Source organism: Mycobacteroides franklinii (assembly GCF_001853795.1).
Lineage (GTDB): Bacteria > Actinomycetota > Actinomycetes > Mycobacteriales > Mycobacteriaceae > Mycobacterium > Mycobacterium franklinii.
This window is the reverse complement of sequence record NZ_MLIK01000004.1, coordinates 211037-233966: the sequence shown is the minus strand read 5'-3', so window position 1 is coordinate 233966 and position 22930 is coordinate 211037. Positions and strand designations below refer to the sequence as shown.

At 63.1% G+C, this 22930-nt stretch carries 26 protein-coding genes and 1 tRNA gene; 21 read left to right on the top strand and 6 right to left on the bottom strand.

What is annotated here, in order from left to right:
• Window positions 1-40 precede the first annotated feature (40 nt).
• Both BKG76_RS01635 and BKG76_RS01630 read left to right on the top strand, forming a co-directional pair.
• Complete coding sequence (locus BKG76_RS01635; protein ID WP_070935381.1) at window positions 41-1447, top strand: glycine--tRNA ligase; 1407 nt, start codon at window positions 41-43, stop codon at window positions 1445-1447.
• A 13-nt stretch (window positions 1448-1460) separates the two neighbouring features.
• The gene (locus tag BKG76_RS01630; RefSeq protein ID WP_070935379.1) at window positions 1461-2855 is read left to right on the top strand and encodes an aspartate aminotransferase family protein; all 1395 of its coding nucleotides are present in this window, start codon (window positions 1461-1463) and stop codon (window positions 2853-2855) included.
• Here the strand turns inward: BKG76_RS01630 and BKG76_RS01625 are convergent.
• Window positions 2852-4867, bottom strand: coding sequence for a TPM domain-containing protein (locus tag BKG76_RS01625; RefSeq protein ID WP_070935377.1), 2016 nt, complete (start codon window positions 4865-4867; stop codon window positions 2852-2854). The genes BKG76_RS01630 and BKG76_RS01625 overlap by 4 nt on opposite strands.
• Before the next feature lie 59 nt (window positions 4868-4926).
• Here BKG76_RS01625 and BKG76_RS01620 point away from each other — a divergent pair, with 59 nt between their 5' ends.
• Window positions 4927-6210 (top strand): deoxyguanosinetriphosphate triphosphohydrolase, encoded by a 1284-nt coding sequence (locus BKG76_RS01620; protein ID WP_070935375.1) that lies wholly within the window; start codon window positions 4927-4929, stop codon window positions 6208-6210.
• A gap of 20 nt (window positions 6211-6230) precedes the next feature.
• On the top strand, window positions 6231-8135 hold the full coding sequence (dnaG, locus tag BKG76_RS01615) for a DNA primase (protein WP_070935373.1): 1905 nt from the start codon (window positions 6231-6233) through the stop codon (window positions 8133-8135).
• A 1-nt stretch (window position 8136) separates the two neighbouring features.
• Here dnaG and BKG76_RS01610 read toward each other — a convergent pair whose 3' ends face one another.
• Complete coding sequence (locus BKG76_RS01610) at window positions 8137-8385, bottom strand: hypothetical protein (RefSeq protein ID WP_030095233.1); 249 nt, start codon at window positions 8383-8385, stop codon at window positions 8137-8139.
• A 224-nt stretch (window positions 8386-8609) separates the two neighbouring features.
• On the opposite strand from BKG76_RS01610, the gene BKG76_RS01605 reads away from it, so the two are divergent.
• The 11 genes from BKG76_RS01605 to BKG76_RS25075 all read left to right on the top strand — a co-directional run bounded on the left by BKG76_RS01605 (window position 8610) and on the right by BKG76_RS25075 (window position 16719).
• Window positions 8610-8682, top strand: a tRNA-Asn gene (locus tag BKG76_RS01605).
• 208 nt (window positions 8683-8890) lie between these two features.
• Entirely contained in the window at window positions 8891-9286 is a 396-nt protein-coding gene (locus BKG76_RS01600; RefSeq protein WP_070935371.1) for a hypothetical protein, read from the top strand.
• Window positions 9286-9882 (top strand): DUF3558 family protein, encoded by a 597-nt coding sequence (locus BKG76_RS01595; RefSeq protein ID WP_070935369.1) that lies wholly within the window; start codon window positions 9286-9288, stop codon window positions 9880-9882. The genes BKG76_RS01600 and BKG76_RS01595 overlap by 1 nt, the downstream gene beginning before the upstream one ends.
• Window positions 9883-9897: 15 nt before the next feature.
• Window positions 9898-11112: a hypothetical protein gene (locus BKG76_RS01590; protein WP_070935367.1), complete on the top strand. Its 1215-nt coding sequence runs from the start codon at window positions 9898-9900 to the stop codon at window positions 11110-11112.
• A gap of 27 nt (window positions 11113-11139) precedes the next feature.
• Window positions 11140-11463 carry a type VII secretion target gene (locus BKG76_RS01585; RefSeq protein WP_070936787.1) on the top strand — a complete coding sequence of 108 codons (324 nt, stop codon included), beginning with the start codon at window positions 11140-11142 and terminating at the stop codon, window positions 11461-11463.
• 27 nt (window positions 11464-11490) lie between these two features.
• Complete coding sequence (locus BKG76_RS01580) at window positions 11491-13845, top strand: TPR repeat region-containing protein (protein WP_131815783.1); 2355 nt, start codon at window positions 11491-11493, stop codon at window positions 13843-13845.
• A 2-nt stretch (window positions 13846-13847) separates the two neighbouring features.
• Window positions 13848-14615, top strand: coding sequence for a hypothetical protein (locus BKG76_RS24715; protein WP_109420519.1), 768 nt, complete (start codon window positions 13848-13850; stop codon window positions 14613-14615).
• A 417-nt stretch (window positions 14616-15032) separates the two neighbouring features.
• On the top strand, window positions 15033-15515 hold the full coding sequence (locus BKG76_RS01570) for a hypothetical protein (RefSeq protein ID WP_070935363.1): 483 nt from the start codon (window positions 15033-15035) through the stop codon (window positions 15513-15515).
• Window positions 15512-15907, top strand: coding sequence for a hypothetical protein (locus BKG76_RS01565; protein ID WP_070935362.1), 396 nt, complete (start codon window positions 15512-15514; stop codon window positions 15905-15907). Before BKG76_RS01570 ends, BKG76_RS01565 begins: the two co-directional genes overlap by 4 nt.
• 144 nt (window positions 15908-16051) lie before the next feature.
• The gene (locus BKG76_RS01560) at window positions 16052-16405 is read left to right on the top strand and encodes a hypothetical protein (protein ID WP_070935360.1); all 354 of its coding nucleotides are present in this window, start codon (window positions 16052-16054) and stop codon (window positions 16403-16405) included.
• A gap of 155 nt (window positions 16406-16560) precedes the next feature.
• Window positions 16561-16719 (top strand): hypothetical protein, encoded by a 159-nt coding sequence (locus tag BKG76_RS25075; protein ID WP_165611477.1) that lies wholly within the window; start codon window positions 16561-16563, stop codon window positions 16717-16719.
• A gap of 44 nt (window positions 16720-16763) precedes the next feature.
• Here the strand turns inward: BKG76_RS25075 and BKG76_RS01550 are convergent, their stop codons facing one another.
• Both BKG76_RS01550 and BKG76_RS24155 read right to left on the bottom strand, forming a co-directional pair.
• Window positions 16764-16976: a CsbD family protein gene (locus tag BKG76_RS01550; RefSeq protein WP_070935356.1), complete on the bottom strand. Its 213-nt coding sequence runs from the start codon at window positions 16974-16976 to the stop codon at window positions 16764-16766.
• A gap of 183 nt (window positions 16977-17159) precedes the next feature.
• A complete protein-coding gene (locus BKG76_RS24155; RefSeq protein WP_236737510.1) occupies window positions 17160-17678 on the bottom strand; it encodes an LGFP repeat-containing protein in 519 nt (172 codons plus the stop codon).
• A 190-nt stretch (window positions 17679-17868) separates the two neighbouring features.
• Here BKG76_RS24155 and BKG76_RS01540 point away from each other — a divergent pair, with 190 nt between their 5' ends.
• Window positions 17869-18312 carry a hypothetical protein gene (locus BKG76_RS01540; RefSeq protein ID WP_131815782.1) on the top strand — a complete coding sequence of 148 codons (444 nt, stop codon included), beginning with the start codon at window positions 17869-17871 and terminating at the stop codon, window positions 18310-18312.
• 184 nt (window positions 18313-18496) lie between these two features.
• Here the strand turns inward: BKG76_RS01540 and BKG76_RS01535 are convergent, their stop codons facing one another.
• A complete protein-coding gene (locus BKG76_RS01535; protein WP_070935351.1) occupies window positions 18497-19084 on the bottom strand; it encodes a hypothetical protein in 588 nt (195 codons plus the stop codon).
• A gap of 102 nt (window positions 19085-19186) precedes the next feature.
• On the opposite strand from BKG76_RS01535, the gene BKG76_RS24990 reads away from it, so the two are divergent.
• The 4 genes from BKG76_RS24990 to BKG76_RS24980 all read left to right on the top strand — a co-directional run bounded on the left by BKG76_RS24990 (window position 19187) and on the right by BKG76_RS24980 (window position 21420).
• Entirely contained in the window at window positions 19187-19405 is a 219-nt protein-coding gene (locus BKG76_RS24990; RefSeq protein ID WP_070935349.1) for a cold-shock protein, read from the top strand.
• Between the two features lie 539 nt (window positions 19406-19944).
• Window positions 19945-20385, top strand: coding sequence for a VOC family protein (locus tag BKG76_RS01520; RefSeq protein WP_070935344.1), 441 nt, complete (start codon window positions 19945-19947; stop codon window positions 20383-20385).
• Window positions 20382-21083, top strand: coding sequence for an alpha/beta hydrolase family protein (locus BKG76_RS01515; protein WP_070935342.1), 702 nt, complete (start codon window positions 20382-20384; stop codon window positions 21081-21083). The genes BKG76_RS01520 and BKG76_RS01515 overlap by 4 nt, the downstream gene beginning before the upstream one ends.
• A 70-nt stretch (window positions 21084-21153) precedes the next feature.
• Window positions 21154-21420: a hypothetical protein gene (locus BKG76_RS24980; RefSeq protein ID WP_131815781.1), complete on the top strand. Its 267-nt coding sequence runs from the start codon at window positions 21154-21156 to the stop codon at window positions 21418-21420.
• Here BKG76_RS24980 and BKG76_RS01510 read toward each other — a convergent pair.
• Window positions 21410-22126: a DUF5642 family protein gene (locus tag BKG76_RS01510; RefSeq protein WP_070935339.1), complete on the bottom strand. Its 717-nt coding sequence runs from the start codon at window positions 22124-22126 to the stop codon at window positions 21410-21412. The genes BKG76_RS24980 and BKG76_RS01510 overlap by 11 nt on opposite strands.
• A gap of 59 nt (window positions 22127-22185) precedes the next feature.
• Between BKG76_RS01510 and BKG76_RS01505 the strand changes: the two genes are divergently transcribed.
• Window positions 22186-22917, top strand: coding sequence for a VIT1/CCC1 transporter family protein (locus BKG76_RS01505; protein WP_070935337.1), 732 nt, complete (start codon window positions 22186-22188; stop codon window positions 22915-22917).
• The last annotated feature ends 13 nt before the right edge of the window (window positions 22918-22930 follow it).

The following is a 22930-nucleotide window of genomic DNA, read 5'->3' as shown; positions in this document are numbered from 1 at the left end:
ACTGCAGTCTTGTGGACCTCAAGAGGAGCCTGAGCAGATCGTGGCCGCCAAGCCGAACGCCGCCGGTAAGAAGATCGAGGCCGTCGTCAACCTCGCCAAACGCCGGGGACTTGTGTACCCGTGCGGTGAGATCTACGGCGGTACCAAGTCGGCGTGGGATTACGGGCCGCTCGGCGTGGAACTCAAGGAGAACATCAAGAAGCAGTGGTGGCGCTCCGTCGTCACCAGCCGCGACGATGTCGTCGGCCTGGACTCGTCGGTAATCCTGCCGCGTCAGGTCTGGGTCGCCTCCGGACACGTCGAGGTGTTCAACGATCCGCTGGTCGAGTGCCTGAACTGTCACAAGCGCCACCGTCAGGACCACCTGCAGGAGGCGTACGCGGAGAAGAAGGGCATCGACGATCCCGAGTCGGTTGCCATGACCGAGATCGTGTGCCCGGACTGCGGCAACAAGGGTCAGTGGACCGAGCCGCGTGACTTCAACATGATGCTCAAGACCTACCTGGGCCCCATCGAGACCGAGGAGGGCCTGCACTACCTGCGCCCCGAGACGGCGCAGGGCATCTTCATCAACTTCAAGAACGTCGTGACGACGTCGCGGCAGAAGCCGCCGTTCGGCATCGGCCAGATCGGCAAGAGCTTCCGCAACGAGATCACCCCCGGCAACTTCATCTTCCGCACGCGTGAGTTCGAGCAGATGGAGATGGAGTTCTTCGTCGAGCCTTCGACGGCGCCCGAATGGCACAAGTACTGGATCGACACCCGTCTGCAGTGGTACGTCGACCTGGGCATCGACCCGGAGAACCTGCGGCTGTACGACCACCCCAAGGAGAAGCTGTCGCACTACTCCGACGGCACCGTCGACATCGAGTACAAATTCGGTTTCAGCGGCAACCCGTGGGGCGAGCTGGAGGGCATCGCCAACCGCACCGACTTCGACTTGTCCACGCACGCAAAGCATTCCGGCGAAGACCTGTCGTACTACGACCAGGCCGAGGACCGTCGCTACACCCCGTACGTGATCGAGCCCGCGGCCGGTCTCACCCGGTCCTTCATGGCGTTCCTCGTCGACGCCTATCACGAGGACGAGGCCCCGAATGCCAAGGGCGGCGTGGATACGCGCACCGTGCTGCGGCTTGACCCGCGTCTGGCCCCGGTCAAGGTCGCGGTGCTGCCGCTGTCGCGTAATGCCGACCTGAGCCCGCGGGCCAAGGCGCTGGCCGCCGAGCTGCGCCAGTACTGGAACGTGGACTTCGATGACGCCGGTGCCATCGGCCGGCGGTATCGTCGACAGGACGAGATCGGCACCCCGTTCTGCGTCACAGTCGATTTCGACTCGCTGGAAGACGACTCGGTTACCGTCCGCGACCGCGACGAGATGACCCAACAGCGCATTCCGATCGGCGGCGTGGCCGATCATCTCGCCAAGACACTCAAGGGCTGCTAGCCAAGGAGCAGAAATGACTGACGTCCAGAATCACATCGGAATCGATCCCGCCAGCGCGCCGATCGAGGCACCGGCGGCCGAGGCGCAGGTGCGCGCCGACGACCGTGGGCACGTGTTCCACTCATGGTCCGCGCAGGCGATGATCGACCCGCTGCCTATCGCTGGCGGCTCGGGTGCGACATTCTGGGATTACGCCGGCAAGGAGTACCTGGACTTCGCCTCGCAGCTGGTGAATCTCAATCTGGGACACCAGCATCCGCGTCTGGTCGAATCCATCCAGCGTCAGGCGGGCCGGCTGGCCACCATCGCGCCCGCCTTCGCCAACGACGTGCGCGGCGAGCTTGCGCGCCTGGTCGCCGAGCGCGCGCCGGGAACGCTGAACAAGGTCTTCTTCACCAACGGCGGCACCGAGGCCGTGGAGCACGCGGTGCGGATGGCGCGTCACCACACCGGCCGTCGCAAGGTGCTTGCCGCGTACCGCAGCTACCACGGCGGCACCACCACGTCGATGTCGTTGACGGGTGAGCCGCGCCGCTGGGCCAACGATCCGGGCGACAACTCGGTGGTGCATTTCTTTGGTCCGTACGCCTACCGTTCGGCGTTCCACGCCACCTCGGCCGAGGAGGAAACCCAAAGGGCGCTGGAGCATCTGGAGCAGGTCATCAACCTGGAGGGGCCTCCCACCATCGCCGCGATCATCCTGGAATCGGTGGTCGGCACCAACGGTGTGCTGGTTCCGCCGCCCGGATACCTGGCCGGCGTGCGGGAGATCTGCGACCGGTACGGCCTGGTGTTCATCGCCGACGAGGTGATGGTCGGGTTCGGCCGATTCGGCGAATGGTTCGCCATCAACGCCTTTGACGTCACCCCGGACCTCATCACCTTCGCCAAGGGCATCAACTCCGGTTACGTCCCGCTGGGCGGTGTGGTGATCTCCGATGCCATCGCCACCAGCTTCGACCACCGTCCGTACCCGGGCGGACTGACGTACTCCGGGCATCCGTTGGCCTGTGCGGTCGGCGTCGAGACCATCAAGGTCTTCGAGGACGACAAGATCCTCGAGCGGGTGCTCGACCTCGGTGAGCGCGTGGTGCGTCCGGAGCTCGAGCGCTGGGTGCAGGCGCACCCGAGTGTCGGCGAGATCCGTGGCCGTGGCCTGTTCTGGGCCGTGGAACTGGTGCGCAACAAGGAAACTCGCGAACCGCTGGTTCCGTTCAACGCCAGTGGTGAGGCGGCGGGCCCGATGAACGCCTTCGCGGCGGCGTGCAAGAAGGAAGGCCTGTGGCCGTTCACGCACTTCAACCGCACGCATGTGGCACCTCCGCTGATCATCAGCGAGGAGGATCTGCGGCGCGGGCTGTCGATCATCGACGAGGCGTTGAACGTCGCCGACGGGTACACGGATTAGAAGCGGCCCCCGCCGCCTCGGAAACTCGACCCGGAGGACCGGGACGAGCCGCCGTAGGACGACGATCCGGATCCTGACCAGGAGCTGTGGTGGCCTGAGCCACCGCTGATCATCCCGCGCAGGATTCCGCCGATCACCGCGCCGGCGACATTGCCGGCCACGTCGCCCGCGACGCTGTATCCGCCGTACCCATTGCTGTAGTAGCGCTGGGCGCCTTGCACCTCTTGTTGCGCTGCGGATTCGGCCTGTGAGGCCAGCTCGGCGGCGCCGTTGGCCAGCAGGATGGCATCGGACGGATTCGATGTGCGGCTCTGCTCGGCCGAGGCCAGCTTGCGCTGTGCCTCGTCCAGGTTCTGGCGGGTGCGGGCGCCCACGGCGCCGCGGTGCACAGCGATGTACTGGTTGACGGAATTCACCCGTTGGCGTGCGGTCACCAGCGCCTGGTCGAGTACGCGGGCCCGTCGTTCGGCGGCAGCCTGTTCCTCCTGCACGGTGGCCAGCAGCTTGTCCAGCTGCGCATCGGCGGCGGCGAGGTGAGTGAAGGCGGTCAACGGATCCGTCGCGCCGATGCGCTCGGCGTCGGCGACAGCCGCGACGGCAGCATCGTGGGCCTTGGTCAATTCCTCGGAGGACGGGAGCGTGCCCTGACTCTGGAGTGCTTCTGCCTGGGCGATATCGGATTTGGTGTCGGCGATGGACGCGGCCAGTGTGTCGGTGGCGTGGTGGATGTTGTTGGAGGCGTTGTCGATCGCGTCGAGCAGTGCGTTGGCCTGTGTGAGCGCCGATTCGGCGCCGCGGATGGCGTCCACGAGGCTCATCTGCTGACCTTCCACCGCGCGGGCGGCCAGCTCTCGCCCATGCGTTATGCGCGTATCGGCAAAGCTGACGCGCTCGGTGGCTTCCTTGATGTTGTCGCCGATGGATGCCAGTGCGGCGGGGTCGAACTCGGTGCGCAGCTGCGCGAGGATCCGCTCTGACTCCGGTACCCGGGCGGTCACGGACACCACCTGCTGGGTGAGGGCGTCCAGCTTGGTGGGTGCGTTGATCACCAGGTTCCGCAACGCGTCGAACGCACTGGACTGGTCGTCGAGGGTGCGGTCGGCGCGGGCGGCCGTGGTGATGACGTCGATCAGCAGACGACGCTGTTCCAGGGGCGTCTCCGGGATCGCATCGTCGAGCTGCTTGCGCACCGAGAACGCCTGAGCCAGTGCCTTCTTCGCCGAATCCACGGCCTGCTGGAAGGGGGCGGTGGATTCGGTGCCGAACTCCTCGACGGCCAGCGCGAGCTCGGCCTCGCTGGTGCGTACCGCATTGTCGACGTTCACCACAATGGATTTCGACAAACCATCGAGCGCATAGACCGGCTGATTCGCAAGAGCTTCCGCGTCGGAGGGGTCAATGCCCTTGGCGGCTTCGATCTCCGCGCGACGACGCGACCGCGTCCGGAACCAGGAGTACAGCATGAATGCTCCGACCACGACGGCGCCGAAGGCCAGCGCGCCCAGGACCGGTTTCCAGGGAATGGAGGTCGACGATGATGCGGCCGACTCCAGGCCGGTGGCGGTGTTGATGGCGGCGCCATCCCAGTCCGATTTACGTAGCGCGGGTTCGATGGTGTTGGTCCGCAGATTGTCGATCTCGGAGTCGCTGACGTTCTTGATGCCCGAAGCGACCTGGAACGCATAACTGCGCTCCTCGGTCGCCACGGCCAGCAAGGCGTCACGGTCGCCCAGGCTGCTCGCCGTGATGGTCTTGCTCGCCCATGCCGCCGGGTCGGCGCCGTCGAAGTCCTTGACGTACACCACCCAGAGCCGCACGTGCTGCTGGTCGTAGAGCTGGTCGATGGCGGCGCGTACCTTCGACGGATTCTTCAGCGCCCCGGCCCGATCGGTGACATAACCCGGTATCCGGAAGGGCGGATCGGCGCTCGCGCCGGGTGCCAGCAGCAGTGCCGGGGCAAACACCGCGATCAAGACTCCCAGCAGGCCCCCGAGGGCACGCAGCAGACGCATGGTCGCCAATCTAATGCCTCGCAAGACGCTTCGAACGGTCCTGGCAGACTGTGCCTACGATGCGCAAAAAGGATGCCTACACCGATTCCGACCGTGAACGCGTCGTCACCGAGACGCCCAAGACGGCGATGATCGACATCCCCACTGTGCCGTTCTCGGAGTACCGGACCGACTTCGCGCGGGACCGAGCGCGCGTTCTGCACAGCGCGGCGTTCCGGCGGCTTGCCGACAAGACGCAGGTGGTGGGTCCGCGAGAAGGTGACACGCCACGTACCCGGCTGACGCATTCGGTGGAGGTCGCACAGATCGGGCGCGGTATCGCCACCGGTTTGGGTGCCGATCCCGATCTTGTCGATCTGGCCGGGCTGGCCCATGACATCGGCCATCCGCCGTACGGACACAACGGTGAACGCGCGCTCGATGAGGTGGCCGTCGATTGCGGCGGGTTCGAGGGCAACGCCCAGAACTTGCGCATCCTGACCCGCCTGGAGCCCAAAGTTGTTGATGCCGACGGCAACAGCGCCGGGCTGAACCTGACACGGGCGGCCTTGGATGCGGCGACGAAGTACCCGTGGCTACGTCCGCCGGGCGGTGGCAAGTTCGGCGCCTATGACGATGAAGTGGACGCGTTGACCTGGGTGCGCGCCGAGGCGCCGTCGCGGCGCCGCTGTCTGGAAGCGCAGATCATGGACTGGTCCGACGATGTCGCCTATTCGGTGCACGACGTCGAGGACGGCGTCATCTCCGGACGTATCGACCTGCGGGTGCTGGCATCGCCGGGGGAGGCTCAGGTGCTCGCGGAGCTGGGGGTGAAGTCTTTCGGCGGGCTGGAGCAGGGTGCGCTGGAGGAGGCCGCCGCGCGGCTGGCGACACTGCCGGTGGTCGCGGCGATCGGCCCGTATGACGGCACGTTGAGTGCGTCGACCAGCCTCAAGCGGTTGACCAGTGAATTGGTGGGGCGGTTCGCCTCGGCGGCGATCGGGGCCACTCGGGACGTGGCGGGGACGGGCTCGCTGGTCCGCTTCGAGGCCGAGCTGACCGTGCCCGAGGTGGTGGCCGCCGAGGTGGCGGTGCTGAAAATGCTTGCCCTGCAATTCATCATGTCCGATCCCAAGCACATCGCGGTGCAGGGACGTCAGCGGGAACGCATTCACCGGGTGGCGCGCTGGCTGGCCGAGGGGGCGCCGGCCACGTTGGATCCGGTGTTTCTGCCCGCGTACACGGAGGCGGCGGATGACGCGGCCCGCACCCGGGTGGTTGTCGACCAGATCGCGTCTTATACCGAGAGCCGATTGGAGCGGGTGGACAGGGATAGCCTGGGTGTTCAGGCCAGCTGGGGGTAGAGCGGCCTAGACTGACCCAAATGGCCGGACGTATCCCTGATCGCGATATCGCGGCGATCCGTGAGCGCACCCGGATCGAGGACATCGTCGGCGACTACGTCCAGCTCAAACGTGCAGGGGCGGACTCGCTCAAGGGTCTGTGTCCGTTCCATGACGAGAAGTCCCCGTCGTTTCATGTGCGGCCCAATCACGGGCATTTCCACTGCTTCGGTTGCGGTGAGGGCGGCGACGCTTACACCTTCATTCAGAAGGTCGAGCACATCAGCTTCGTCGAGGCTGTCGAGCGGCTGGCTGACCGGCTCAACTACACCATCAACTACGAGGGTGGCGGCACGGCCACGCAACGTGACCGCGGCACCCGGGCCCGGCTCGTCGCCGCCAATGCCGCCGCGCAGGAGTTCTACGCCGCCGCATTGGATTCACCCGAGGCGGCCCCGGCACGCCAGTACCTGACCGAGCGCAACTTTGATGGCGCCGCGGCCAGGCAGTACGGTTGTGGATTCGCGCCGGCCGGATGGGACACGCTGACAAAGCATTTGATGCGCAAGGGCTTCGAGTTCAAGGAGCTCGAGGCCGCGGGCCTGTCACGGGAGGGGCGCCGCGGTCCGATGGACCGGTTCCACCGGCGGCTGCTGTGGCCGATCCGTGCCAGCAGTGGTGAAACGATCGGCTTCGGGGCGCGCAAGATCTTCGACGACGACACCATGCCCGGCAAGTACGTCAACACCCCGGAAACCATGCTGTACAAGAAGTCTTCGGTGTTGTTCGGTCTGGATCTGGCCAAACGCGATATCGCCAAGGGTCATCAGGCCGTGGTCGTCGAGGGCTACACCGACGTGATGGCCATGCACCTGGCCGGCGTGACGACCGCCGTGGCGTCCTGCGGCACCGCCTTCGGCGACGAGCACCTCTCGATGCTGCGGCGCCTGATGATGGACGACTCGTACTTTCGCGGCGAGCTCATCTACGTGTTCGACGGGGATGCCGCCGGTCAGGCAGCGGCGCTGAAAGCCTTTGAGGGAGAACAGAACCTTGCGGGTCAGTCGTTCGTGGCGGTGGCCCCGGACGGCATGGATCCGTGCGATCTGCGACTGAAGTCAGGGGAGGGGGCGCTGCGTGATCTGGTCGCGCGGCGAATCCCGCTTTTCGCCTTCGCGATTCGGTCGGCGCTGGCGGAGTCGGATCTGGAGATCGCCGAGGGGCGCGTGGATGCGCTGCGACGGTGCGTGCCGATGGTCGCCAAGATCAAGGACCCGACGCTGCGCGACGAGTACGCCCGACAGCTCGCCGGATGGGTCGGGTGGGATGACGTGGCGCAGGTGCTCGCGCGGGTGCGTGAGGAGGCCGGTAAGGCCGCCAAGGGCGGTTCCGTGTCGAGTGACCGTCGTCCCCGTGGGGCCGAGGCCGCCGCGGCGCCCAAGGCCAGCATGCCCGACCCCAAGGACCCCACGTTGTGGCCGCAGCGGGAGGCTCTGAAGGCGGCGCTGCAGTTCCCGGCGTTCGCCGGTCCGGTCTTCGACTCGCTGACGGCCGACAGCTTCACCCACCCCGGATATGTGGCGGTGCGCACCGCTATCGAGGCGGCGGGCGGTGCTGCCGCCGGGATCGTCGGTGGGGAATGGATCGACAAGGTGCGTCAGTGTGCGTCGTCGCAGAATCAGGTGACGTTGATCAACGCGCTGACCGCGGAGGTCATCCAGGTGGACAGCGACGAGCGGCTGCCGCGGTACATCGGGTCGGTGCTGGCCAAGCTGCAAGAGGTGTGGGTGGGGCGGCAGGTGGCCGAGGTGAAGTCGAAGCTGCAGCGGATGTCGCCGGTGGATCATGCAGACGAGTACCACGCGCTGTTCGGCGATCTGGTGGCGCTGGAGGCGTACCGGCGCAGTCTGCTGGAGCAGGTCAGCGGCGACGATCTGTCGGTCTGACCTACTTGTTGTCGAGCTGAGGCTCGGGCTCCAAGATCATGGTTGTCTCATCGATCGGTGTGAGCTCCACCATGTGCGGATCAGGGGACAGCGAGTTGGCCAGGCGCCGTCGGCTGATCTCGATCAGCTTCTTGGTCGCGGGGCTGCCGGTGACGGCCTGATACCCGTTGACGATCTGCTCGTAACGGCGGCGGCCAGCCTTCGCACCCAGCACGTAGCCGGCTGCCAGCACCAACAAAACCCGAATCACGAACCCTCCACCAACTAACGAAGTTCTCCCTATCCTGCCTGACGCACCTGTGAACGGCTGCGTCAGGAGTGTCACATCTGCCCGCCTCTATGCGACAACACGCAATGCTCACCGTCTTTGTCGCGCAGAGGCGGGCACAGAGGGGAACCGACTTGGCTTTCACCCCCGCTCGTAGGCTAGAGTCATGCCTCGGCTCGCGGCATAAATCGGCGCGAACCGGGTAATCCCCTGTAGCTCAATTGGCAGAGCTTCCGACTGTTAATCGGACGGTTCTTGGTTCGAGTCCAAGCGGGGGAGCAACCTGAGGGCCACCGCGATCCACGGCCCTCATCTGGCACTTTTCGAGTCCACGCCGGCACAGACTGTGCTGGCGTGTTCTTTTTTGGGGCACCGCTGGGCAGGGCCAGGCCGACGCAAGTTTCTCGAAGATTCATGGAACCGAATTCAGCTCCGCGTCGTCGTACTAGATGAATGCCAGTTGTGACCATGAAACGCGAGGTGAGCGGTGGGCGAGTACAAGTTCGACATCAACGGGATGTCCCCTGATGCCCGGCAGGAGGCTGCCAACGCTGCGCGGACCACGCTGAAGTTCAAGGATGGCTACGGCGTGGAGCTCGCGGGGGACATGCTGCGGGCCCGGGACATGATCGTCAGCCAGCTTGAAGTCATCGGTAGTGATCACGATCTTGGTCTTGGCCAGCTGCCATCAGGCCAGGCTGCCGCAGATCATTATCAAAAGCAGCGGCAAAACGCTGTTTCGGCTCTGTTGAAGATCAGGGATCACTACCAGTCCCATGCTGATCACTTCATCGCTACCGAGATGCTGTTCCGCAACACCGAGGAGCGCAATACCGGACGCATCAATCCATATAAGGACGGAAAGGCGACGGTGGGCTACTGATGATACGGCTGGGATTAGCCTGCGCCGTGGCGGTACTGGCTGCCGGTTGCGCGACCTCACCTGGCATTACTAAGCCAGCGGATGTCAGCGCTTCAACGTCGACGCCAGCGGTGACCGCGACATCAGGGCCACATGTGTCGAGCACGCTGACGGTTCCGCACCCGCCGCCAAATCAGTGGAATGACGGGACTAGCTATGACCCGTGCCTTATGTACACGGCTGATCAGATCCGATCTTGGGGCGTGGATCCAACCCGGGTTAGTGATCGGGGTGTAGAGGACAGACAACTTCGAGGATGCCGATGGGCCTCAGACGGCTGGTCGCTCGAGCTAAGCGTCGCGAACTCCAAGGTTTCAACGTATCTAGATCCGGGCAAATTTACGAACGCGCATCCGGTGGATATCGGAGGTCTCGCCGGTGCGATGTACCAGGGCAGTGTTCCTCAATTGCCCGTCTGCACGGTGATCCTTCCGGCGGAGCACGCGACAGTGGCCGTTGTGGTGGTGATCGCAGATCCGAAGAACTCGTCGTTGTCTGACCCGTGCGTGAAGGCGACCGAGGTGGCCACCGTCGTGGCCCCGACCCTCCCGAAATGAAATGGGGTGTGAGTAATGGCTGATGACGGCTGGCAGGGAATGTCCCACCAGGAGATCATTTCCAAACTGTCTGATCTGGGGGTGGCCTCGGCGCGCGCCGAGGCCGACCGCTGGAGCGGTGTCTACCAGAAGGTTTCCGATTCGTTGGATACGGCGATGAATGTGCGCAGCAAGCTTCTGGATACCGATTCTTGGTCGGGGGAAGCCGCTAATTCGGCCTACGACGCTGTGGATAGCACCTACAAGAAGATTGCCAACCCAGATACAGGATTAGCGGCCGAGGCTGGGAAACTTGGCCAGGCAGCTGACCAGGACGCCGAGACGCTGATCGCGGCTAGCCGGGTGCCACAGAACTATCCCGTCCCGGATAAGAACGCCTCCAAAGACGAAAAGCAACAAGCGCTCAACGCGATTCGCGCCGAAGCGCAGCGGGTGTACACCGATCCGATGTCGGCGAATCGCCCGCAGGTCACCGATCCCGACGTCCAGCAATTGGGGTCGACGCCGGGCGATCAGGGTGGAGGCAACGGTGGCGGTGGTTCCGGTTCGGGTGGGTCCGGCGCGGGTACTCAAACCCCTTCGCCGTCCGACGGCCTGGCCAACAAAGAGACCAAACCTCAGTTGGCCGGTGGCGATGGCCAACAGGCTGGCGCAGGCCAAGGCCAAGGGCAGGGTGCTGGCCAAGGTGGTGGATCCGGTGGCGGTCAAGGATCCGGCTCGGGTGGCGGCTCAGGTTCCGGTGGTGCGGGATCCGGGTTTGGTTCTGGCTCTAAGGATTCCGGCTTGCCGCTGGGTAGCACGACTGCAGCGGGATTCTCGCCGTCATCGACGGGAACCACCGGGGGTGGATCGGCCACCGGTCTGAGTGGTCCCGGCGGGCTCAGTGCATTGCGCGGTGGTGGCCTACCCGGCGGAGCGGTAGGCGGTGCCGGTGCCGGTGGTGTCAACCCCGCCGCCATGGGTGCTTCCGGTGTACGTGGGGGCCCCATGGGCATGATGGGCGGCGCCGGCGGGCATGGTCGCGGCGGTAAGGGTGAGGAAGATGAAGAGAGGCCAATCCCGAGTTTTCTGATCAACGTCGACAACGGCAACGAACTGTTCGGTGAATCAATCAAGGCGTCGCCCGGTGTGATCGGTGACTGGAGTGAGAACGAGGAAGCCGAGAAGAAGGCCCGTGAAGCCGAGATCCGCCGTTACAAGTCCATGGGCTGGGACGTGAAGTTCGAATGAGAATTGCTGGAACTGCCGGGGGTGGTTGTGGAGGTTGATCCGACGAATGTGCGTCAGGGTGCGGGCAAGGTCGATGGTGCGCACTCTGATGTATCCAAGCTGCAGGCTCCGTTGTCGCTGAGCGCGGCTTCGGGGTTGAAGGGTTTCGCTACGGCCGGCGTGCTACAGGCAGCTCATGACGGTGTGAAGTCCTCGTTGGAGGTTGTTTCGGGCCGCTACGACGTAATGGGGCAGCTCCTGCGGCGCTCTGCGGACATGTATGAACATCAGGACGGTAAGAACCGGATTTCGTTGACGGATTTGGCGGCCAACGGGTTGACGTCCTTGGGGGACTTGAACGGTGCCACGTGAGAGTGGTTGTGATGCAGGGGGTTTGGTGTGAGTAGGCCAGGAAAGAGTGTGGTGTACAGCGCGAACGCGACAGCGCTGGGTGATTTGGCTGAGCCGACGCGCACGTTGGGGACTCAGGTTTTGGATGCGGCGGGCAAGGTGCATGGCGCGATAGCGGATCTGGACTGGGAGGGCGACGGCAAGGACGCGGCGGTGGGACGTGCGGATCGTGAACTGGCTCAGGACCGTCAGGTGGTCAACGGCTACAACGCGCTGGCGGATGCCTATCAGAACGGGGCGGCCGTGATGGCGCCGATGATTGCTGACTTGACCAAGACCGGCGAGGGCTTGGAGGCCGATACGTTCGCGGTGTCTGAGGATTGGGCGGTCACCGACATGTTCGACTACCGGGCGGGCAAGTTCGCCATGATGGCGTTCGGTGTCCCAGAGCCGGTGGCCACCGAGCGGATGAACCAACTGCAATCCGAGCGCGGCAACGAAGCGCAAAACAATACCGCCAGCTTGCAGCAGCGGGCCGATGCCCTCGGGCAGGCCGATCAAGACACTGCGACCGCGATCAGCGGCGCTAAGGGTGATATCGATGCTGCCGCCCCACCGGCCGCGGGTCTAAGTGGCGAGGAAGGCAAGAAGGACCTTCTCGACGCGATCGCCGTGAGTAAGTACACCGGTATGCCTGTTGATCCGGCGGCTTTGGCGAAACTCGTTGCGGCAGGCACATTGTCGCAGGCCGATCTCGATAAGTTGGCCCGCGGGGAGAAGGTGGAAATCCCGGCAGGGCAGATGGCCTACCTGTATCAGATGTCCCAGTCGCTCAACGGCATGAGTCCTGAGCAGATCAAAGAACTGCAGCGGACGCTGCCCGCGGATGCCCAAGCGGCGCTGGCGCAGGGTTTGAAGATCGTTTCGGATCCCAATGTGCAGGTTGCAGGTGCCGATCAGATCAAGCCGTACGCCCAGGGCGCCACTGATGCGACCCGAGGGACATTCGTGCCCGTGACTGGTTCAAAGGTCAACCTGCCCTCAGAGATGGCCAAGGAGCTCTCTCGCACCGACCGCGTCACCACACAGGTAACGCCGGCCCGCGATATCGGCAAGGAAACGATGCCCTCGGAGAGCCATACCAAGCTCAATGGTGTTGGGGCGATGCAGGATATCGCCGACATCCTGCGGCCGGGCGCAGCGATTTCGGGCAGTGAGGCCACCAAGTCAATGCTTGAGGCTGCCACGCAATACGCCAATGCCGATATCAAGCACCCCGATACCGGCGCCTACGTTCAGCACTTCGACAGCGGAGATCAGCATGGCGGCTCACTGCAACACGCGTTGGCTGATGTGGTGCAGGTCGGTGGCAGTGACCACTTAAGCGTGCATGATCTGGCCACCAACCCGTCCACAAGTGACGGGTTCTTACACGCAATGACCCAGGAACGCTGGGGCGACGAATCGAGCAAGATTGGCGATGCGTTCCGGTGGACCCATGACGACACCGGTAACCCCATCTCCGGGGAGACCGCGAATGCGGTCGGTCACTACGTAGCTGACCACGCTGACACGTTTAAGAACATGCCAGGTGGCGGAACGTTCGGCGAGGTCAACGGTGGCCTGGCGAAAGCGATGGCCGATGGCGTCAACCCATATCTGGCCCAGTTCGCCGGAGCAGATCCAGAGACCGGTTTCGACTCGCCCGGTATCCAGCATTTCGGCTCCGCTGATCAGATGAAGAATCTGTTCTCGGTGTTCGATCAGAACCACGACTCCGCCATCAGTATTAACGGTGCCGCCAAGACTGAATACGAGGGTCTGGTGACTAGCGCAAGCCAACATGGCACCCCGGACAGGGATCTGGAGATTGCAGGTCGCCTGGCTCATTCGATGAACGAAGGGGCCAACGACGCGCACCTGTTCGACCAGGAGAAGGCACGCTGGGAAGCCGCAGAGAAAGCGGATGGCCAAAAGAACATGGTTGAAAACAGTCTCAAAGCACTCGGCATGATCCCCGGATTCGGAGAATCAGTCTCGGCCATTGAACTGGCAGCCAAACTCACGCAGCCTCCGGGGCCCAATCCACTGCTGATCCATGGCGACGAGTTCGCCCGCCAACTCGTGGACACAGGAGGAGCCTCGGCCAACTCCACTGATTACCGGGCCACCGTCCTCAGAGGTCTGATCGCACGCGACGCCTCCATCGCCGCAGACCCTGCCCTTGCCGAGCTCATCACCGGCGATCACGTCGATATGCAAAAGGTCGTAAGCAGCGGGAACGCGCACAAAATTCTGACAGATTGGTTCCAGACGACGGGGAGGAACCAGTATGGCGTGGATATCGGCAACTGGCAGGGGCTAGAGAACGTCGGCGTGGGCAAGTCGGATTGGAGCCACTGAACATGGATCGCACCCGTTTGGTGCGCAGTTGCACTGCTGTGATGGCCGTGGTGCTGTTGGCGGCGGGATGCCATCGCGGCGATCAGCCCCAGCCCACCACGTCGTCACCTGCGGATGGGCTTGATAAGTACAAACCCAATGTGTCTGGCCGTTGGATCGCGAACCCCGCCATCGACTTAATGTCACCAGAAGGCACCTTCATCCGCGCGGCTTTCGAATCCTGGGAGCGAGCCGACCATTCTCTCCGCCGTGATGTTGACACCGTCGACGCTGGCGGCTACCCCGGATTCGTCCGCGCCCTCGGCAACTCGATCTCGCCCGCCCTCGTGACCGGCGGCGCCGGAGGCGGATGGGCCGGCACCATCTATTACGAGGTGGTGTCTTTCCGTCAGGAGGGGAATCAATTTGTCGCAGGAGTCTGTTACTACCTTTCGGCGCTGTCCCAGAACTCCCTCGGGAGGTATGAGCGGGGTGGCCCCCCAAATAGCACGGGGCATTGGTTCACATTTGGTCCCGATCCTGCCGTTGCGCCTGACCAGCAGCATGAGCCTCCGGCAAATCAGAAAGGCCCGGCACTGCGTCCCTCCGGCAATGTGTTTGGCACCTGGGTGATCACCAAAATCGATTTGGTAACCGACAAGACGCTGCCGCAATGCCACAACAAATACCCGCCCGGTGTTCCCACTGACCGGCCCGATAAGTACTTGAGTGCCGATCCCGCACCGGTCCTGCCGCCCGATCCGGGTTGGCCCGAGGCAGGGGGTGCGTAGCCGTGGCTGATACCTCCGACCTTCATCCGACCGTCGTGCATGCCCTTCGGACCGGGAACGTTGAGTCGGCAGTCGCTGCTGCCAAACTCAATGCACCATCCACCGCAAAATCCGCACGCACCTGCCCAACAGAATCGCCCCGTCGGACCGATAGTCAGCAACAGCGACCGGTCGAATTCGACGAGGACGATTTTTACCAGAACTTCCGGAGCAACCCGCTGGGGCGACGATAAAGAATGCGCAGGCGGACGTTGCAGTTTCTGCGCAAGCGGCAACAAGACGCTATATTGCCGATCTGTGTGTCGTCGTAGCCCAAGTCCCGCAATTTCGACACGTCGACCGGTGGTGACGTGGACATCGTCGGCGGCGCGAAAGCGGTTGACGGAGAGGGTGCGGGAGTAGTTGAGGGCGGACCCGGTGATTCCGTTGTTGGCGTGCTCATTGCCGGTGGAGCCGGCGGCGCCCAATGATGGCTCGTACTACATACCTGGTTCGCCTGTCTGGAACCAGTGGACGAAAATGGCTGCTAACAACCCGAATATCGCGAACGGCGGCCACGATACAATCGCGTCAGGGATGAGCGTGGATCGGCTCCGCGAATCCTTGAATTTCCCTGGCGCGCAGGCATACCCAGATGGCCATGTGCCTAGTGATCACGCGTCACTGGGTCTGTTCCAGCAGCAGTTGGACATGTGGGGCACTATGCCGGAGCTGCTGAACCCCACCACATCAACCCAAAAATTCTATTCAGCGTTGTTGAAAGTTCCCGGCTGGCAGGACATGAGTAACCTCGGCGTGCTGGCTCAGAGAGTGCAGGGATCGTTCTCCACGGACGGGAGCGTTTATACGCGGTACATCACCGATGCCACGAAAATCGCTGACGCGCTCGGTGTCCAATGACGCGGCCACACGTCCTGGCGGCGTTTCCTTTGGCACCCCTGCTGGTCGTGGGCGTGATGTGTACTGTTCCGGTCACCGCTCATGCCGCACCGGAGTTGTGTGACATCGGACAGGACACCGTCAGCAGCTTCGAAACACCTCGCCTGGCGGTGGCGATCTGCGAGTCAGACAACGCCTTTCAGTATCGCCAACTGACTAAACAAGACCAAACCAGGCTTGATCTACCCGCTCGCGAGTTCCCGATCTACGGCAAGTGGGCAGCAGGCAGAGCGTTCGAAGCCCAAGACGACGGGTGCACTTACCAGATATTCACCTTTAACGAACATGTAGGGAATTTCGGCGCAAATTGTCCTGTGCCGTTGTCTGAAGACGGATTGCCGCCGTCGAGATGACGATGTGTGTCCAGCTCGACCGGGCAGGTGGCCCAACGCCTTTGTCGACGTGCTGTGGGTTTTGCTGCGCGACAACCGAATCTGGCAACCCGCCCCACCAGGGGTTATAGCGGCTGCGGCTTAACGCAGTTCGGAAGGCGCTGTATGAACAACGCGCGTGACGCTGTCTTGATGGACGGCCTGGATGATTGGGTTTACTTCTACCGTGTGCATCGGCTGGTCTACCTCGCCAACCCAGACGCGTCGGTCGGCGAACTACAAGCCGAGTCGCTCAACACTGTGGCCGACCTTGTGAGTGCGGGGCTATACCAAGTCGGCACCGTAGAACGCGGCGCCGGCTTCGTCCCGTGGGACATTCCCATCGATGAAGCACTAGACCGTATCCGGGCCGAATACGTCGGCCACTACGACGAAAACGGTGTCTGGGATTACGTGGCCTGGCTCAACCTCACCGATAAGGGACGGCAAGTCGCTGAATCCCTTCTGCCTGAGGCGTAGCCGAACAGGCCTACGGCGACGTCGTCGCCAAGCTCAACGAGAAGCCGAACCACGCAGGGTGGAAGAGATGCAGGCGCGCCGTAGATCCGATGTAGATGGTGCTCTACTGCCCGCGCTGCAACGCCTCGATCCCGTGCACCGGCTTGATTGACGGTGTGGGGCAGATCAAGCCGCAGCCCGACGGCACCGCGACGACTGAATACGACGTGCGCGTGCCCGATCTCGCGCAACGGTTCGCCGCGCACTACAACGCCAAGTACTTGATAGTTGAGGGTCAGCGTGCGCCTGCTACGAGGTTTTCGCTAGGCGATTAGCGCGGCGCAACCTCACGTTGAGAAAACCCGTGACTGCGGTTTGGTTAGCCGTTTCCGGTTAGCTTGTCCTTGACGGCCTCAACACCGTCTTTGACTTTATCGGCGGCGTCAGCGATCTTTTGCTTGGCAGAGGCGATACCTTGCTCGGCTTGTCCTTCAGCTTTCAGATCATCGTCGTTGGTGACGGAACCGGCGGCTTCCTTAGCGCGGCCCTTAAGATCATCGAACTTGTTCTGGGCGTCATCAGCAATCCCCATGTTTTCCAACCTTTCTCACAGTTTGTAGAACGAAGCTACCGACATAATTCTGAAGTGCGACCGAGGAAGGACGATCAGCCTGTCCTGCCCGGTCGATTCCGCTGTTGTCAGCAGCGCGGCTCGTCGGCGGTGTTTCGGCGGCCTCCGACGACCCGCGCCAGTGCTGACGTTTCTACTAGTTACTCAGTTTGTGAGTGAGACTTTCGCGGCGGCATCGCCGGTTTTGAAGGTGATCGTTCCGTGCTCGAAGCTGGACTTAAACGAGCCGTCTGCCTCGGTCACCTCATCGGCGGTGGGATAGCCAAGTTTGCCTTGTGAGGCTTGATTGTCATTCCATGCGTCTCGGATCTTGCCCCACACGAAATAGACCGGTTCTCCGTTGCGGTAGATCAGCACGCCGCCGTCAAACTGCTGATAAACGCCGCTACGGTCCAGGGTGTCCTTCTGGTTGTCATACGGTGCGCCCAAGTCCTTCTTCTGAACATCGTTCAGAGTGTTCCACTTGGCTAGGATCGGCCCCTCCACGGTGTAAGGAGTGCCGTTTTTGCCCGGAATCTGTGTGGTGCTGGGCTTCTCCGAGGGTGGTGCGGTGATGGACGAGATCGCCGACGAAGCCGCCGAGCTAGCAGAACTGAGCGAAGGCGCGTCACCAGTCTTGTGTGAGCAGCCCACCGCGGCTAGGGCGACGATACCGACTGCCACGGGCAACGCGGTGGCATGCAACTTTCTCACGCGCATCTACTTCTCTCCTTGGTTGTGTGATCGATCTTTTGCAACAAACACGCACTGCAATCACGCCGATCTTGCCCGGCAAGACATTTACGCAGCGAATAAACCTCCGGTGTCCGACGATGCTAGCAATTGTTTACAGAATAAACTAGGGTTTGTTGCTATGAGAGGTGAGTCTTCACGCCACATAGACCGCCACCGGGTGTTGGGACGAGCGCTGGTGGTGTGCGGGGTCTTGACTCTGTTCGTCGGCGGGGCCGTCGCCACCAACCACGGCAGCCGCGGCGGCGTCCTTTCCACGGTGGTGGCGCTCCCCGGCGGTTCCGAGGTGGCTGATCCTGACGGCGATTCCTCCGGGGGTTCGGACGTGACAGGTCCCATTGGAACCTCTGACCGCTCCGACGTGACCGGTCCCATCGGTGGTTCACCAAGCGGTCCCATCGGCGGTTCCGCCGACATGAATGTTCCTCCCAGCGGTGGTCCGGGCGGCGATTCGGCGGGAGGTTCCTCCAATGGCCCCGCCGGTGTGAACGGGGCCGCCGGCGGTTCACCCAGCGGGCCCGCCGACATGAACGGGCCCGTCGGCGGCGGCCCCGGCAGATCTTGAGCATGGCCAGGGAACGCTTCGCGGCCTAAGCAATTCAAGAGTGGACAGACCAAGGATTATTGACCGTTTTGTGTCCACGCGACTCAAGGCGTAGTCGACCCGAAGAATCTGCGTGCAGCGTGCCAGTCGTGTAACGACCACAAGGCCAGGACCGAGGACCGAGGATGACTTCCCGTCAGAGGGCTTAGATGGTGTGGCTGCCGTTGGGGGACAGGACAAAACCCTCGCGCCAGTTCTCGCCGTCGTTGGTGCTTTCGACTACACAGATGGTGTCCAGAGCCCGCACGCCGCAGGTCACGTTGGCGCCAGGGCCTTGCGCGGACAGCTTCGACCCCGAGGGCAACAGGTGGTACGCACTCGGGTCCACAAGATCGGGGCCTTGCCGCGGTTCGTAGCTGTAGACGTGGCGAGTCTCGAATCCGCTGATATCGGCCAGTTTCTGCACGCCCGACAGCGGCTCGGAGTTGTCACCGCTTGGTCTGTGCGCAATCGCGAACGCGTAGTTCTCGCCTGAATCGACACCTGGCAGTGGGCCCCAGCATTTTGCCTCTGGCGGTCCTGACCAGCGCATGTACGTCATGATTCGGCAATGAAACCCGCCAGGGGCGATGAACAGCCAGCCACCCGCACCGTAGGTCGAGTAGGTGTGAAACGTCTTGTCGTCCACCTGACTCAAACCGTCGAGGTCTGGGTCGCTGTGAGCAAGAGGGCTGAATGCAACGCCTAGACACAAAGCCATCACGCCGCCAGCCCACCGGCCAATTCTCTGCATGGCGACATTCTAGTTAGCTGATGCGGTCTGTTTCCTAGTCTGAAGCCCGAATCTGTTCGCCTGAGGCTTGATGAGAGCGACGCCGACAGCCATGCTGACGATATGGCGCAGGGCATCGTGAAGTTCTTCAGGCCCGAGAAGGGCTGGGGTGCGATCACGTCACCTGCGCTGCCCGACGGGCTGGACGCGTTCGCGCACTACACGGCGATCGAGGGTGACGGCTTCCGGATGCTCAGCGAAGGGGAGCGCGTCGAGTTCGACTACGAGCAGCGGCGACAAGACAGCTTCCAGTACGTCGCAACACGCGTGCGTCAGCTCTGACCGCCGTCGACCCGATGGACTATTGCGAACCAGCGTGCATACATCCTTGTAAGGAACACCTTGGTGATCGGATATCCCGAATCCTCGGCGAGCACGCTATCGATTCCACACTTCGGGCACAGGGCGGAATCGTCGTAGTCGGTCCACTCCGTGATCGCGCTTGGTGAGTAGATTGCCAGACAGTAGAAGCAGCCGCAGACGTCCGACCTGCTCAGTGCGACGCGATTGTTCCTGCAGTGAGCATGGGCCTTCTCGACCGACTTTCGTCCCCACATGGGGCGATCGTTGCACACGCTGAGGCACACCCCAGGCCACCACCCCTCCCCGGGCCACCCTGGACAGCCGGAACGCATTGTGAAATCCGATGTGTACGGATCCCCACGTTTTCCGGCTCTGCCTAAATCGCGAGCATTCGCTTGTCGCGCAATGACATTCCCGACATAGGAGTTCGGCCGAGGGGAGGGAGACTGCTGCCCCGCCAAAGACCATCGTTTGTCGGACCGGCAACCGGAGGGTGCTCGCTGAGTAGCATCCGGCACATGCCCATCAAACTTGAGAACGTCGGTATCGCCGTACGTGACCTCGAAGCGACGATCGCGTTTTTCACCGACCTTGGTCTCACGGTTGTCGGCCGTGCCACCGTCAGCGGTGAGTGGACCGAGACCGCCGTCGGCCTTGACGGCAACCACGCCCATATCGCGATGCTCCAGACACCAGACGGTCATGGCCGCCTCGAGCTTTTCGAGTACATCCATCCCGCGGCCATCGAGTCGGCGCCCACTCGACCCAACGAGATTGGCATGCACCGTGTCGCGTTCTCCGTCGACGACATTGACCAAGCCCTCGAGATCGCCGCGAAACATGGTTGCCATCCGCTGCGCGGGGTGGCGACCTACGAGGACATCTACAAGCTCACGTACGTTCGCGGCCCCAGCGGCATCATCGTGATGCTCGCCGAGGAACTGCAGAGCCAAACATGAGGCATCTGTACGGCGCTGACGCAGAACAGCAGTACGTGGATACCTGGACGTCGCCGTCTGCTCGCGGTCTGGCGATCCTGGTCCACGGTGGTTATTGGAGATCAACCTATGGCGCGCAGGTGATGGAGCCACTGGTTGCCGATCTGGTGGGGCGAGGCTGGGATGTGGCCAACGTCGAGTACCGGCGGGTCGGATCCGGCGGCGGTTACCCGGTGACGCTTCAGGATGCCGCCGCGGGAATCGAGTATGCGTCGCGAGCCCGTGCCGATACCGTCGAACGCGTTGTGCTGGTGGGCCATTCGGTGGGTGGGGAATTGTCGCTACTGAACGCCGCCCATGCGGATCTGGTACTGGCGCTGGCGCCGGTAACCGATGTCCTGCGCACGTACGACGAGGACTTGGGTGAGTCAGCTGCCGTGGCTTTCATGGGCGCCTCACCGGCACAGAACCCGGATGGATACCGCGCCGCGTCGCCACGGTGGCAGCTGCCGGTTGCGACACCCGTGCTCATCACACATGGAGTCGACGACGAACGGGTCCCTGTCGAACACTCTCGTAGCTATCGGGATGCCGCAATCGAGAGCGGCTGCGACGTCGAGCTACGTGAGTTCAGTTGCCTGCCCCACGGTGACCAAATTGACCCGGCAGGCCCACACTGGCTCGACGCTGTTACGTGGCTTACCACTAAGTCGCTGTGATTCGACCGACATTGGGTCCGGGGCGCACGGATCTGTAATTCCCAAGGCGGAGTAGGACTATCCTGGAGGCATGAAGCGACCACATAATGTGGCGCGAATTCTCTGCTCCGTGTTTATTGCCGGGGCTCTGGCTTCAGCGCCATTTGTTCTGTCCGCCCCGTCTGCGGGCACTGCCCAGGCGACCGTCTGCGCCACCGCCGGATACACCACCCGATGCGAGGGCGTGCCGGCCTCGGCGGGATACGGCTACGGCTACTACCCGCCCGGCGCCTACTGGGGAGGCCCGGGATACCCGCCCCTGGCCGGAGCGGGCATCCCGATACGCCCTATCCCTTAACGGCGTTGACGGCCTTGACGAAGACATCGGAGAGGTCGTTGCGGTCGACATCACCCATGCCTGACACCGAAACGGCGTGGTGCTCGTCGAGCTGAGCGGAATAGGCGACCTGCGCCATTTCCTTCTCCATGCCGGGCGCACTGATCTTGATGTTGGTCGAGGTGCCCGTGGTCTTCACACCGTCGATGGCGGGCGCGTCGATCTTCTCGCCGGTGCCCTCTGCCATGCCGGCGATCGACAGGGTGAACTTGTCGCACGCGCCGCCGGTGGTGTCGGCGGGAATCGCGTTAACCGTCTCCATCGCCGCGGCGATGATCATGGTCTTCGACATGGGGTCGGCGCCGCCCTTGGAGCCGGTGACGCCCTGCATCGAGGTCCCGGTCACCTGGGGGAAGGCGCCCAGCATCTTGTCGGCGCACTCCTGAGGGGTGAAGGTGGCCTTGTCGAAGATGCCCTTCATCTGATCGAGCATCTGCTGGGTCACCGTGGTCTTGGGCTGTATCTCGACGGTGTACCCGGCGGGGAACTGATCCTTGATGCTGTCGATCTTGGCGATGTCGAAGCTGCTTGCTGCCGCTGCGGAGCTGGTGGCGCTGCTGCTGCCCGACGTGCCCGCGGACTCGTCCTTCTTGTCGTTGTTCGAACACGCCAGCAATAGCCCGCCGGTCGCGAGCACCGTGCCGAAAACAGTCAATGAGCGATTCATGTAGGTAATTCCCCTCTGAGCAGTGCGTTTTCAGCAACCTGGAAGTAGATTCAATCATCGTGGCAATCGACGGCTCTACGGGATCTGCCGAACTACCGCATGAATTTGACCACACGCACCCGGACGTGTCCGGGGGATGGTTGCGTGCGGCCACCTTCGGCGCCATGGACGGCCTGGTAACCAACACCGCGTTGGTTGCCGGCGTGGGCGCCAGCGGGCTCGACGCGCACGCGATTGTGCTGACTGGCGCGGCCAGTCTGGTGGCGGGTGCGTTCTCGATGGCACTGGGGGAGTTCACGTCGGTCTCGACGTCCAATTCGCAGATCGAGCATGAGGCGAGCGTTGAGCGTCGGGCCATCCAGCTGCATCCCGACGCCGAGAAGCAAGAGCTGATCGCCATGCTCGGCGATGTCGGTCTCTCGCCGCAGACCGCGGCGGCCGCCGCCGACGAGATTCATCAGGACGAGAACACTGCGGTGACGATTCACCTCACCCGGGAGCTCGGCATCAATCCCAACGACACCCCGTCACCGTGGGTGGCGGCCATTTCCTCCTTCGTGACGTTCTCGGTGGGTGCGGTGGTGCCGCTGATTCCTTTCCTGTTGGGATTCGCATCACTGCTGGCCGGGCTGGTCTGTGGCGGCGTGGGGCTGTTGATCGCCGGATGGGTCGCGGGGAGTTTCACCGCGCGCCCGCCGTGGCTGAGCGCGTTGCGGCAGTTGGCGTTTGGTTTCGTCGCTATCGGCACCACCTACGTGATAGGTCATTTCATCGGCGTCGCGGTGAGTTAGCGCCCGCCGCGCG